The sequence below is a fragment of the Thermophilibacter sp. ZX-H3 genome, from assembly GCF_052599055.1.
This window is the reverse complement of sequence record NZ_JBQXES010000020.1, coordinates 22,409-34,444: the sequence shown is the minus strand read 5'-3', so window position 1 is coordinate 34,444 and position 12,036 is coordinate 22,409. Positions and strand designations below refer to the sequence as shown.

The 12,036-nt window shown below is 69.8% G+C and carries 13 protein-coding genes; 10 read left to right on the top strand and 3 right to left on the bottom strand.

Annotation, left to right across the window (positions count from 1 at the left end; all coding sequences use genetic code 11):
* The first annotated feature begins 90 nt into the window (after positions 1-90).
* A complete protein-coding gene (gene tatA / locus ACULPM_RS09050; RefSeq protein ID WP_167930314.1) occupies positions 91-315 on the top strand; it encodes a twin-arginine translocase TatA/TatE family subunit in 225 nt (74 codons plus the stop codon).
* A gap of 211 nt (positions 316-526) precedes the next feature.
* Here tatA and ACULPM_RS09045 read toward each other — a convergent pair whose 3' ends face one another.
* Positions 527-1,393 (bottom strand): LysR family transcriptional regulator, encoded by an 867-nt coding sequence (locus ACULPM_RS09045; RefSeq protein WP_445332177.1) that lies wholly within the window; start codon positions 1,391-1,393, stop codon positions 527-529.
* A 404-nt stretch (positions 1,394-1,797) separates the two neighbouring features.
* On the opposite strand from ACULPM_RS09045, the gene ACULPM_RS09040 reads away from it, so the two are divergent.
* The gene (locus ACULPM_RS09040; protein WP_445332178.1) at positions 1,798-2,025 is read left to right on the top strand and encodes a hypothetical protein; all 228 of its coding nucleotides are present in this window, start codon (positions 1,798-1,800) and stop codon (positions 2,023-2,025) included.
* A 121-nt stretch (positions 2,026-2,146) separates the two neighbouring features.
* Here ACULPM_RS09040 and ACULPM_RS09035 read toward each other — a convergent pair whose 3' ends face one another.
* A complete protein-coding gene (locus ACULPM_RS09035) occupies positions 2,147-3,316 on the bottom strand; it encodes a M20/M25/M40 family metallo-hydrolase (RefSeq protein ID WP_445332179.1) in 1,170 nt (389 codons plus the stop codon).
* Between the two features lie 220 nt (positions 3,317-3,536).
* Here ACULPM_RS09035 and fucO point away from each other — a divergent pair, with 220 nt between their 5' ends.
* Both fucO and ACULPM_RS09025 read left to right on the top strand, forming a co-directional pair.
* Positions 3,537-4,700 (top strand): lactaldehyde reductase, encoded by a 1,164-nt coding sequence (gene fucO / locus ACULPM_RS09030; protein WP_445332180.1) that lies wholly within the window; start codon positions 3,537-3,539, stop codon positions 4,698-4,700.
* 242 nt (positions 4,701-4,942) lie between these two features.
* Positions 4,943-6,133, top strand: coding sequence for an Mbeg1-like protein (locus tag ACULPM_RS09025; protein WP_445332181.1), 1,191 nt, complete (start codon positions 4,943-4,945; stop codon positions 6,131-6,133).
* Between the two features lie 81 nt (positions 6,134-6,214).
* Here the strand turns inward: ACULPM_RS09025 and ACULPM_RS09020 are convergent, their stop codons facing one another.
* Positions 6,215-6,580, bottom strand: a complete 366-nt coding sequence (locus ACULPM_RS09020) for a phage holin family protein (RefSeq protein ID WP_445332182.1) — start codon at positions 6,578-6,580, stop codon at positions 6,215-6,217.
* 106 nt (positions 6,581-6,686) lie between these two features.
* On the opposite strand from ACULPM_RS09020, the gene ACULPM_RS09015 reads away from it, so the two are divergent.
* The 6 genes from ACULPM_RS09015 (at position 6,687) to ACULPM_RS08990 (ending at position 12,036) form a co-directional block, all read left to right on the top strand.
* Complete coding sequence (locus ACULPM_RS09015; RefSeq protein ID WP_445332183.1) at positions 6,687-7,037, top strand: hypothetical protein; 351 nt, start codon at positions 6,687-6,689, stop codon at positions 7,035-7,037.
* A complete protein-coding gene (locus tag ACULPM_RS09010; RefSeq protein ID WP_167930305.1) occupies positions 7,037-7,255 on the top strand; it encodes a hypothetical protein in 219 nt (72 codons plus the stop codon). The genes ACULPM_RS09015 and ACULPM_RS09010 overlap by 1 nt, the downstream gene beginning before the upstream one ends.
* A 143-nt stretch (positions 7,256-7,398) precedes the next feature.
* Positions 7,399-8,472, top strand: a complete 1,074-nt coding sequence (gene argC, locus ACULPM_RS09005; RefSeq protein ID WP_445332184.1) for an N-acetyl-gamma-glutamyl-phosphate reductase — start codon at positions 7,399-7,401, stop codon at positions 8,470-8,472.
* Positions 8,473-8,515: 43 nt separating this feature from the next.
* Positions 8,516-9,802, top strand: coding sequence for a bifunctional glutamate N-acetyltransferase/amino-acid acetyltransferase ArgJ (argJ, locus tag ACULPM_RS09000; protein WP_445332185.1), 1,287 nt, complete (start codon positions 8,516-8,518; stop codon positions 9,800-9,802).
* Between the two features lie 68 nt (positions 9,803-9,870).
* The gene (gene argB, locus ACULPM_RS08995) at positions 9,871-10,752 is read left to right on the top strand and encodes an acetylglutamate kinase (protein ID WP_445332186.1); all 882 of its coding nucleotides are present in this window, start codon (positions 9,871-9,873) and stop codon (positions 10,750-10,752) included.
* Between the two features lie 15 nt (positions 10,753-10,767).
* Positions 10,768-12,036 (top strand): acetylornithine/succinylornithine family transaminase, encoded by a 1,269-nt coding sequence (locus tag ACULPM_RS08990; RefSeq protein ID WP_445332187.1) that lies wholly within the window; start codon positions 10,768-10,770, stop codon positions 12,034-12,036.

Genomic DNA, 12,036 nt, shown 5'->3' with positions numbered 1-12,036 from the left:
TGTATGGCATCCCCTTCTCTTATGTATTTTACCGTGGCCTCATGGAGCCCTACGATGTGACGAGAAGAACCGCGTCATTGGAGGTGCCGCATGATTCTTGGCATGGGCGTGCCCGAGCTGGCCGTCATTCTCGTCATCGTCCTCGTGATCTTCGGGCCGAAGAACCTGCCCAAGATCGGCTCGGCCATCGGGAAGACCGTCAAGAACGTGCGCGAGGGCATGGAGGAGGGCTCCGGCGACTCGAGCCCCTCCTCCGAGCCCGCCGTCTCTCCCATCGAGGCTTCGGACGCCGAGAAGGACGACGACCTCCGATAGCGCGTCTTCAGGCTGACCCTGCGTCCCCGGGACCTCCTTCCCGCCCGGGGGCGCCCTCATGTCGGGACGATCTGTCGCCTCGGCCCCGCGCGGAGCCTGTGCGGGGCCGAGGCGACACTTCTGGGCCGAGAAACGTCGCGAAGCCCCCGCGCTGTGGGCGTGCGGGGGAGATGCGACAGTCTGCGCGTCCTTCTCGCCCGCGCGACCGACCCTAGTCCAGCTCGCCGAGAAGTGCCACGACGCGCTCCGCGAGCGTCGTGAGCGCGCGGTCAGCCTTCCAGATGACCGCCGCGCGCGTCTCGAGGTCCTTCTCGGTCACGGTCTTGATGAACTGGTCCCCGGTGTCGCACACCCTCAGCATCGAGCGGGGGACGAGCCCCACGCCCATGCCCGTCGCAGCCCAGGCGCAGGTGGTGCGCTCGTCCTCGGTGACGCAGGCAAGACGCGGCTCGAGGTGGCGCGTCGCGAGGGCGTGGCCCACCCGCTCGGAGAGCCGACGGTCGCAGACGAGCGGGCTCGAGGCGAGCTCCTCGAGCGAGACCTCAAGCTCGCCGCCCGTCTCCATCGACGGTGGCATCACGGCGACGAGGGGCTCGGCGGGCGCGTAGCGGCAGCGCAGCCCGGCGCTGGCGAAGGGCGTTCGCACCACGCCGACCTCGGCGATGCCGCTCGTCACGAGTTCGATCACTGCGGGGACGCTCCCCTCGCGGACCTCGAACGACACGCCCTCGCCGCCGGCAAGCTCCCGGAGCCGCGCGCTGGGCACGAGCCCGGCCGCCCCCGCGCAGACCGCGAGGCACGCGGTGCCCGTGAGGCCCTTCCCCACGCCTGAGACCTCGCGCGCCGTGGCGGTGGCCATGGCGAGGATGCGCCCGGCGCGCTCGTAGAGGAGCCTGCCCGCGTCGGTGGGGGTGACGCCGCGCGGCCCTCGGCGGACGAGCTCGCAGCCGAGCTCTCGCTCGAGCTGCGCGAGCTCGTAGGAGAGCGGCGGCTGAGAGATGTGAAGGCGCCTCGCCGCGGCCGTGACCTGCCCCTCCTCGACGATCGCGACGAAGTACTCGAGCTGCTTGAGATTCACGCTTCCTCCCTTGAGGCCATGCGGTATAGAAAGATTGTATCGCTCGCGCGCGGCGCCCCCACGAGCGCGCTGCAAGGGCGAGGGGTGTGGCAGCCCGGGGGGCGATTCGCGCAGCGGTTTCGGGGGTTCTGGCGGTCCCGCGGCTGCCATGACCCCCGACGTCGCAACAGGGGCGAGAAGAACGCGAGGTCGCTCCCGCGGCAAGCTGCCACGACCCCACTTTCCGCAACGCCGCGCCGACCCGCCGCCCTTGCGGCGCCCCATGACGCGTCTCGGCCAAAACCCTGACGCTGCACTCATCTTCGAGTAGTCAATTGTTATGATTCTGTCAAGATGCTTTCGATGGACGGAATAATTGGGTATAACGAACGAGGTAACGAGAAGAGAGGAAAGGAGGGAAGAACATGACCAAGGTCAAGAACATGGGCTCCCGTCAGCGCAAGGTGCTGAGGGCGTGCCACAACGGCTGGTTCATGAGCGGCGAGTATCGCGCGTTCTTCGACGGCCACGAGCGTCGTTTCTGGGCTGACAGCCCCAAGATGCTGTTCAACGACGTTGACCAGTGGTTCTCCGCTCACGAGCAGAACCACGCTGACTCGCACCTGCTCGTCAAGTGCGTCCGCGCGGCGTAGCGCCAGCGCCCATACGAGAGGTCGAGCGGAGCCTGCGGGCTCCATTTTTTTTGCCGCGAGGTTGGGATGCGCCGGACGTGCCAAATAAACCTGACGTCAGTGGCGTGCCAGTGGGGCGGCGTCAGTGGCGCTCGACGTCGGTCGCGTGCGCGAGCATGAGCGCGAGGATGACGGCGAGGCCGCGCCGGAGGCTGTCCTTCTCGACCCACTCCTCGCGCGTGTGGAGGAGGTCCCCCTCCACGGTGCCCACGGTGTGGGCGCAGATTCCCAGCGAGAGCGGTATGTTTGCGTCCGTCGAGGACTCCTGGTGGGTGGGCGTCACGCCGCCGAGCTCGCGCAGCACCTCGTCGGTCCGGGCGATGAGCTCGCCCTGCCCCGCGGGCACGTGCTCGCCGGACGCGGGACGCCGGCCGATGAGCTTGACGTCGATGCGCGAGCCCTTCCGAAGGTGCTCCTCCACGAGCCCCACGAACTTCCCGTACATCAGCTCAAGGCACTCCTCGGACGCGGAGCGGTACTCGACGAGCACGCTCGCGTCCTCGGCTATGGAGTTCACGGTGGTGCCGCCCTCGAACCGACCGACGTTGATGGTGGTCTTGGCGGCGGTGGGGAGCTCCATCGCGTAGAGGTCCTCGATGATGGAGCAGAGCTCCTCGATGGCGTTGTCGCGCCCGAAGTTCTCCCACGAGTGGCCGCCCTGCGTGTGGCACATGACCCGCCAGCGATGCGAGCCGACGGCCGACACCACGTGCATGCCCAGATAGAGGTCGAACGAGGTGAACTCGCGCACGCGGCCGGCGTACTGGCGGAAGAGCTCCCGCGTGCCGGCGAGGTTGCCGAGCCCCTCCTCGCAGGAGTTGGCCACGACGAGCAGCGGCCGGTCGAGGTCGACGCGATTGCGCATGAGGTAGCGGGCCGCGAGGAGCAGTCCCACGAGGTTGGCGGTGTCGTCTCCCACGCCGGGCGCGAGCAGGCGCGTCGCGCTCTCGGCGAGCGGCAGCGGCTCGGTGTCGGGGAAGACGACGTCGGTGTGGGCGGCAAAGACGGCGATTCCGTCGTCGGTCGCGCGGGGGCCGGCGGGCAGCGAGAAGATCACGTTCTTCGCGCCGTCGATGCGCACGGACCCCACGGGCGCGCCTTGCGCGAGCAGCCAGTCGCGGACGAACTCGGCGCGGCGCTCCTCGTGACCGGAGGGGGCGGGAATCTGCGCGAGCGTGCGGAGCAGCTCGAGCTCCTCCTCGTGGCACTCGTCGGCGTAGGCGGTGGCAAGCTGCTTGATCTTCTCGTTCACGATGGCTCCCGGCGCGTCTCATGACAGAGGTGACAGGGTCAATTGTCACACTATTCTCTTATGACAATTGACCCTGTCACCTTTGTCAACCTCTGTCGTGCTTTGCCGAGAAGAACGCGCCGCCCGCGGAGTCGGCTTCCGCCAACATGACGCTTTGGGCGCATACTACCCTGCGGACGGCCGGCATTCCGGCACTCGCGACCCAAGGGGGAGTCACAGCATGGCAGTCAACCGCTTCGTCCTGAACAACATCTCCTACCACGGCTCCGGCGCGATCAAGGAGATCCCCGGCGAGCTCGAGCGCCGCGGATACCAGAAGGCCTTCGTCTGCTCCGACCCCGACCTCGTGAAGTTCGGCGTCGTGGCCAAGGTGACCGACCTTCTCGACGAGGCGGGCATCGCCTGGGAGCTCTACTCGGAGATCAAGCCCAACCCCACCATCAAGAACGTCCAGGACGGCGTCGAGGCGTACAAGGCCTCCGGTGCGGACTGCATCGTCACCATCGGCGGCGGCTCCTCGATGGACACCGCAAAGGGCATCGGCATCATCGTCGCCAACCCCGAGTTCGCCGACGTCGTCTCCCTCGAGGGCGTCGCACCCACCAAGAAGCACGCCGTCTTCACCATCGCCGTGCCCACCACCGCCGGCACCGCGGCCGAGGTCACGATCAACTACGTGATCACCGACCCCGAGAAGGTCCGCAAGTTCGTGTGCGTCGACGTCAACGACATCCCCGACGTTGCCGTGGTCGACCCCGACATGATGGCCTCCATGCCCGCCGGCCTCACCGCCGCCACCGGCATGGACGCGCTCACCCACGCCATCGAGGGCTACACCACCCAGGGCGCCTGGGAGCTCTCCGACATGTTCCACTACAAGGCCATCCAGCTCATCTCTAAGCACCTGCGCGACGCCGTGGCCGAGGCCAAGAGCGGCGTTCCCGGCCCCGGTCGCGAGGGCATGGCGCTCGCCCAGTACATCGCCGGCATGGGCTTCTCCAACGTGGGCCTGGGCATCGACCACGCCATGGCGCACACGCTCTCCGCTCACTACGACACCCCGCACGGTGTGGCCTGCGCCATGCTGCTGCCGGTCGCCATGGAGTACAACAAGCCCGTCGTGACCAAGCGCCTTGCCGAGGTCGCCGTGGCCATGGGCGTTGACACCACCGGCATGAGCGACGACGAGGCCGCCGATGCCGCCATCGCCGCCGTGCGCCAGCTCTCCGCCGACGTCAACATCAAGCCCACGTGCGACGGCCTGGTTGAGGCCGACCTCGACCAGCTGGCCGACGACGCCATCGCCGACGCCTGCTTCCCGGGCAACCCGCGCGAGGCCGACCACGCCGCCGTCGTGGAGCTGTTCCGCAAGGTGATGGCGTAGCGTCCTTACCGTCGCTGGGGCGCCCCGCCCCTTTGCACGCATGTTGCTTCGCGCGTAGCGCTCAGGAAACATGCTTTGCAAAGGGGCGGGGCGCCGCCGTTTCGGGGCTGCTTTACCGCCGGGAAAGAATGTTGCTTCGCGCGTAGCGCTCAGGAAACATGCTTTGCAAAGGGGCGGGGCCCGCCGTTTCGGGGCCGCTTGACGGGGAATAAGAGCAGCGTGGCAATAAGGACGGAGGGGCTGTGGCGGACGTTCGGGACTATCTGGAGCTGCGCGGGGACATCACGCTCGCCGAGCGGCCGTTCAACGACGTGGACAACCTCGTGCTGGCGACGCTCTCCTACCTCGACCTCACGGGCATCGTCGGCGGTCACGGCGAGCCGGGAGCACGCCTCACGGACGCATGCGGCGAGCTGCTCGCCCGCTCGGGCGGGGACGTGGCCGCGCGCGTGCGCTCGCTCGCGACGATCGACGAGCGCTTCGTGGTGGCGGCCGGCGGCTCGGCACGGCTCGGCGACGCCCTCCTGCGCGACTACGTCGACGTGCGCGACGACGAGCGCGTGATGCAGTTCTCCGCCGTCACCGCCGACCTCGACAACGGCGAGACCTACGTCGCCTTCCGAGGCACTGACACCACGCTGGTGGGCTGGCGCGAGAACTTCGTCCTGAGCTTCGCCGTCACGCAGGCGCAGCGCGCCGCCGCCGACTACCTCGCCCGCGAGCTCGAGCGTGCCGCCGCGCGGGGGCGTCGCGTGCGCGTGGGCGGGCACTCGAAGGGCGGGAATCTCGCCGCCTATGCCGCCGCGAGCGCGCCCGTCCTTCTCGCCGCTGCGATCGAGCGCGTCTACAGCAACGACGGGCCCGGCATGGATCGCTCCGTGATGCCCGTGAGCTGCCATGACGTGATGGGGGAGCGCTATACCCGCGTCATCCCCGCCTACAGCGTCGTGGGACGGTTCTTCTCCGACGACGCCCCCGCCACCATCGTGAGGAGCTCCGCGGAGCGAAGCCTTCAGCACGACCCGCTCTCCTGGCAGGTAGGCCCCGCGGGGTTCGTGGAGGCGGACGGGCCTGACCCGGAGTGCCTCGTCGTGGCGCGCTCGTTCTCGGCGTGGCTCGCGCGACTCGACCCCGAGGACCGCCGCCTGCTCACCGACGAGCTCTTCGACGGGCTCTCGGCCGGTGGGGCCACCACCTTCGAGGACCTCTTCGCCACGCCGACGGCCGTCCAGAAGGTCGTCGCCTCGCTGAGGGAGGTCGACCCGCGTACGCGCGACATGATGCGCGGCCTCCTCGGGGAGCTCGTGGGGGCGGGGGCGGCGGCCGCGGGCGAGGCGATCACGGACGCCGCCGCAGACGCGGCGACGCGGGTCGCGCGCCGGGTCGCCGGACTCGTCGGAGCGCCGAGGGCTCAGGGGGAGACGGAAAATTAATCCGCCCTGTGGGACTCCTCCGGAGCGTTTTCCCAGTTGAGCAAAAGCCGTCGCGCCCACAGGGCGGATTAATTTTGACCCCTAGTCGTCTGCCCCGACGACGCCGCCCACGAACATGCTTACGAGCGAGATTACGATCGAGCCGAGGATTGCCGAGAAGAGCGAGTCTATGGCGATGCCGGCGTGGAAGATGTTGCGCGAGAGCCAGCTCGCGAGCTCGAGCACGAACGCGTTGACCACTAGATAGAAGATGCCAAGCGTGGCGATGGTGAAGGGTATGGCGAGCGCCTGCATCACCGGCTTGACGGTGGCGTTGAGCAGCGCGAGCACGAGCGCGCAGACGATCGGCCCCATCCAGGTGCCCCCGACCGGCGCGATCCCGGGCACGAGCCAGATGGCCACCGCGCACGCGATGGCCGTCACGAACCACTTTCCAAGGAAGCCCATCCGATTCTCCTTTCGCCCCTGCGGGTAGGATACCCAAGATCGTGCGCCGCCGCGCATCTCGCCCGGTTGGCGCTATGCTGGGTGCATCCGACAGAGAGGAGCCGCCATGCCCGTCGTCCACACCTACTGCTCCGCGCCCATCGCGCCCGCGGCCCGCGAGGCCCTCAAGTCCGCCTACGGCCGCGCGATCGAGGCCGTCCCCGGCAAGTCCGAGTCCTGGCTCATGTGCCTCTTCGAGGACGACGCCCACATCTACTTCGCGGGGGACGACTCCGAGCCGTGCGCCCTCGTCGACGTGAGCGTGTTCGCGCGCTCCGAGGTGCCCGCGTCCGCATGGGAGCGCTTCACCGAGGAGGCGACGCCCGCGATCTGCCGCGAGCTGGGCGTGGACCCCGCCCGGGTCTACATCCGCTACGGATGGACGCCGAGCTTCGGCTGGAACGGCGCCAACTTCTGATGGGCGAGAAGGGTTTGGGCGAGAAGAACGACGCGGCGCGCCTTGCCGCCTACGACGAGTTCGCGGCCGGCGTGCGCGACGAGCTCGAGGCCACGAAGGCCCGCATGGACGAGCTGGCGGCGGCCGGCAGGGTGAAGTCGGCAACCTACCGGCAGCTCTTCGCCGCGCGCATCACGCTCAAGGAGATCGACGCGCGCCTCCGCGAGCGCGGCCTGTGAGTCGGGGACGGCCCCCAACTCGGAGACCCCCGCGGAAGTGTATCCGTCCGGTGTCCGAATGCCCCTGCGTCGTTGACACTCGGCGACGCCCCGCATAACTTGTGCGTAGTGCAGCAGGCGAGAAGAACGTGGGGGATTGCGTCATGGGCATCAGGGCATGCGTGGTGGGGGCGACGGGATACGCGGGCGTCGAGGTCTGTCGTCTGGTCCTCGGTCACCCCGAGCTCGAGCTGGCCATGGCCACGGACCGCAAGGAGGCCGGCACGCGCCTGGACGCCGTCTACCCGTCGCTCGCGGGCGCGTGCGACGTGGTGCTCTCGCTTCCGGAGCCCGACGCCATCGCCGCGGCGGCCGACGTGGCGTTCCTTGCCGTGCCGCACACCGCGAGCCTCGCGCTCACCCCGGAGCTGCTCGCCCGCGGCGTGCACGTGATCGACCTCTCCGCGGACTACCGCCTGCATGACCCGGCCGTCTACGAGGCCTGGTACGCCACCCCGCACACGAGCCCCGAGCTTCTCGGCCAGACCGTCTACGGCCTGCCGGAGCTCTTCCGCGCCGGCGTGTCCGCGCTCGCCGAGCGCCGCGCCGCCGGGGAGGCCGTGCTCGTGGCCGTGCCGGGCTGCTATCCCACGGCCACGGCGCTCGCCGCCGCGCCCGCCCTCTCCGCCGGCATCGCGACCGGCGACCTCGTGATCGCCGACGCCATCTCCGGCGTCTCCGGCGCCGGCCGCGGCTGCAACGCGCGCACCCACTTCTGCCACGCCAACGAGTCCGTCGAGGCATACGGCGTGGGGCATCACCGCCACACGCCGGAGATCGAGCAGACGCTCTCCGAGATGGCGGGCCGCGAGATGTCCGTGGTCTTCACGCCGCACCTGGCGCCGCTCACGCGCGGCCTCCTCTCCACGGTCTACCTCGAGGCGGCCCCCGATGTCACCGCCGAGGACGTGCAGGCCGCCTACGAGCGCGCCTATGCGGACGAGCCGCTGGTCACGATGCTTCCCGCGGGAAGCATGCCCGCCACCGCGTCCGTCGCCGCCACCGCGCGCGCCCAGGTGGGCGTGGCGCTCGACGCCCGACGACGACGCACGATCGTCGCGTCCTGCGCGATCGACAACCTCGGGAAGGGCGCGGCCGCCCAGGCCGTCCAGTGCGCCAACGTCGTGCTGGGGCTTCCCGAGACCACGGGGCTTCTTGCCCCGGCGCCCCTCATCTAGCACCCGGGAGCGGCGCTCCCGGGCTTCCAAGGGAGAAGAACACATGTCTGACCTTTCACCGCTCGCGGTCCCCGTGGCGCCGGACACGCCCGAGGCCTGCGGCTTCTCGCCCTGCGAGGGCGGCGTCTGCGCCGCCTCCGGCATCAGCGCCGCCGGCGTGTCGGCCGGCTTTCGCAGAAACCCCGAGCGTCTGGACCTGGCGCTCGTGACGGCCGAGGAGCCCTGCGTCGCCGCGGCCACGTTCACGACCAACCGCTTCTGCGCGGCGCCCGTCACGGTGAGTCGCGCCCACGTGGCGGACGGCCGCGCCCGTGCCGTGGTGCTCAACTCCGGCAACGCCAACGCGGCCACCGGTGAGCCAGGCCTGGCCTGCGCCGAGCGCGCCTGCGAGCGCGTGGCCGCCGAGCTGGGCTGTGCCGCCGAGGACGTGCTCGTGTGCTCCACGGGCGTGATCGGCGTGCCGCTGCCGTGGGGGCCCTACGAGGAGGGCGTGCCGGCCGCCGTGGCCGCGCTCGCGCCGAGCGCCGCCGGGGCGCATGACGCCGCCTGCGCCGTCATGACCACGGACACCGTGCCCAAGGAGGTCTCCATCGCGGGCGAGGTCCCGCAGGCGGGCGGCGGCACCGTGACCGTGCACGTGGGCGGCTTCGTCAAGGGCTCGGGCATGATCCAGCCCAACATGGCCACGATGCTCGCCGTGCTCGCCACGGACGCCCCGCTCACGGCCGAGGCCGCGCGCGAGGCCCTCTCCGCCGCCGTGGGACAGAGCTTCAACAAGGTGACCGTTGACTCGGACACCTCCACCAACGACACCTGCATCCTGCTCGCCACCGGTGCGGCGGGCGGCGAGAAGATCGACCTTACGCACCCCGCGTACCCGGCCGTGGCGGCGGCGGTGCGAGCCGCGTGCGTGGAGCTCGCCCGCAAGATCGCCGCGGACGGGGAGGGCTCCACGAAGCTCGTGACCGTGACCGTCACGGGCGCCGCCAGCGAGAAGGATGCGGACACCGTGGCCCGCGCGATCGCCAACTCGCCGCTCGTGAAGACCGCGATCTTCGGCCATGACGCCAACTGGGGCCGCGTGGCGGCCGCCGCGGGCAAGTGCGGCGTGCCCTTCGACCAGTACGCCGTGGACATCGACTTTCTGGGCGTTCCGGTCTGCCGCGCGGGCCTCACCGTCCCCATGGACGAGGAGGACATGCTGCGCCGCTTCGAGGCGCCGGAGATCCCCGTCACCATCGACCTGGGCATGGGCGAGGCGTCAACCCGCGTCTGGACCTGCGACCTCACCCACGACTACGTCACGATCAACGGCGACTACCGCACGTAGCGTGGGCACGGGGCCGAGGCGGCCCTGCCGCCCCACGTTCTTCTCGCCAGCGTATCTAAGGAGCAACCATGAAGCAGCGCGACAGGCAGGAGCGCGAGCGCGCCTCCTCGAAGGTCGACGTCCTGAACGAGGCCCTGCCGTGGATCCACCGCATGGCAGGCAAGACCTTCGTCATCAAGTACGGCGGATCGGCCATGGAGAACCCCGAGCTCTGCCGCCAGGTGGTGGCTGACATCGAGATGCTCAAGCTCTTGGGCATCCGCATCGTGCTCGTCCACGGCGGCGGCAAGGCCATCAGCGCGCACGTGAAGGCGCTGGGCTTTCCCGTGCAGTTCAAGGGCGGCCTGCGCGTGACCGACGACGCCACGATGGAGGCCGTGCGCGAGGTGCTCGTGGGCAAGGTCAACCAGGACCTCGTCTGGGCGCTCAACGAGTACGGGCACAACGCCGTGGGCATCTCCGGCGCGGACGGCAAGACCCTCAAGGCCGAGCCCATCGACCCCGAGCTCGGGCGCGTGGGCCGCATCCGCGAGGTGGACCCGAGCCTCATCGAGACGATCCTCGAGGACGGCTACATCCCGGTGGTGGCCACGGTGGGATGCGCCCCGGACGGCTTCTTCAACATCAACGCGGACGTGGCGGCAGGAAAGATCGCCGAGGCCATGGGCGCCGACAAGCTCATCTACCTCACCGACGTCGACGGCCTCTACGGCGACGTCTCCGACGAGGACTCCCTGATTCAGAGCCTCACGCGCGCCGAGACCCACGAGCTGCTCGACTCCGGAACGCTCGACGGCGGCATGCTGCCCAAGATCCGCTCCATCGCCGAGGCCCTCGACGCGGGGGTCTCCGAGGTCGTCATTCTCAACGGAACCTTCCCGCATTCGCTGCTATTGGAGATCTTCACCGACGCGGGCTGCGGTACCATGTTCACGCAGGACAATGCCTAGGGGAAAGGATGTCCCATGCCAGCTGACGAGAAGCACGACGCGCCGAACTTCTCGACCGTCGAGGAGCGGGTCATGAAGGCGGACGCCGACTACGTCATGCACACCTACGGTCGCTACCCTGTCGAGTTCGTCTCGGGGCACGACGCCACGCTCGTGGACTCCACGGGCAAGGAGTATCTCGACCTGCTCGGCGGCATCGGCTGCGCGAGCCTCGGCCACTGCAACCCCACCGTCGCCGACGCCATCCGCGACCAGCTCGGGCGCGTCTGGCAGACGGGCAACTACTTCTATGACGAGAAGCGCACCCGCCTGGCCGCGGCGCTCTCCACGATGCTCTCCACCACCACCGACGAGGGCGGCCACGTGGTCGGCTCCACCGGCACGCGCTGGCGCACCTTCTTCGCCAACTCCGGCGCCGAGGCCAACGAGGGCGCCATCAAGGTCGCCCGCCGCTGGGGCGAGGTCAAGCTCGGCGGCGCGAGCATCATCGTGACGGCGCGCCAGAGCTTCCACGGCCGCACGCTCGCCACGCTCGCCGCCACGGGCCAGGACAAGTTCCACCGCAGCTTCCGCCCGCTGCCCGAGGGCTTCGTCACCGTGGCCCTGAACGACATCTACGCGCTGCGCGAGCGCGTGGAGCGCGGCGGCGTCTGCGCCGTCATGCTCGAGTGCGTGCAGGGCGAGGGCGGCGTCTGGAACGCCAACTACGACTACCTGCGCGACGTGCGCGACCTCTGCACCGAGAAGGGCATCCTGCTCGTCATCGACGAGGTGCAGACGGGCTTTTATCGCTGTGGCTCCCCGTTCTGCTACCAGCGCTCGGAGATCGAGCCCGACGTGGTGAGCATGGCCAAGGGCATCGCGGACGGGTTCCCCATGGGAGCCGTCGCCGCCCGCGCCAAGGTGGCCGACCTCATGGGCCCCGGGGACCACGGCTCCACGTTCGGCGGCAACCCGCTGGCCTGCGCGGCGGGCCTCGCCTGCGTGAGCGCCCTCACCGACCTGGGCATCGGCGAGCACGTCCTGTCCGTCGGCCGGCACCTGCGCCACCGTCTCACCGCCATGGACCACGTGGTGGAGGTGCGCGGCCACGGCCTCATGCGCGGGGCCGAACTCGACGCGCCGGTCGCCGCCCGCGTGGTGGAGGAGGGCCTCGCCGAGGGGCTGGTGCTCAACCACATCGGCGACTCCATCCTGCGCTTCCTCCCGCCGCTCGTGATCACGCGCGCCGAGGTCGACGACGCCTGTGACCGCCTCGAGAAGATCATCGCGCGCCTGGCGTAG

Coding starts and splice junctions, on each gene's coding strand:
- tatA (WP_167930314.1), top strand. CDS start 91: ATGATTCTTGGCATGGGCGTGCCCGAGCTGGCCGTCATTCTCGTCATC.
- ACULPM_RS09040 (WP_445332178.1), top strand. CDS start 1,798: ATGACCAAGGTCAAGAACATGGGCTCCCGTCAGCGCAAGGTGCTGAGG.
- fucO (WP_445332180.1), top strand. CDS start 3,537: ATGGCAGTCAACCGCTTCGTCCTGAACAACATCTCCTACCACGGCTCC.
- ACULPM_RS09020 (WP_445332182.1), bottom strand. CDS start 6,580: ATGGGCTTCCTTGGAAAGTGGTTCGTGACGGCCATCGCGTGCGCGGTG.
- ACULPM_RS09015 (WP_445332183.1), top strand. CDS start 6,687: ATGCCCGTCGTCCACACCTACTGCTCCGCGCCCATCGCGCCCGCGGCC.
- ACULPM_RS09010 (WP_167930305.1), top strand. CDS start 7,037: ATGGGCGAGAAGGGTTTGGGCGAGAAGAACGACGCGGCGCGCCTTGCC.
- argC (WP_445332184.1), top strand. CDS start 7,399: ATGGGCATCAGGGCATGCGTGGTGGGGGCGACGGGATACGCGGGCGTC.
- argJ (WP_445332185.1), top strand. CDS start 8,516: ATGTCTGACCTTTCACCGCTCGCGGTCCCCGTGGCGCCGGACACGCCC.
- argB (WP_445332186.1), top strand. CDS start 9,871: ATGAAGCAGCGCGACAGGCAGGAGCGCGAGCGCGCCTCCTCGAAGGTC.
- ACULPM_RS08990 (WP_445332187.1), top strand. CDS start 10,768: ATGCCAGCTGACGAGAAGCACGACGCGCCGAACTTCTCGACCGTCGAG.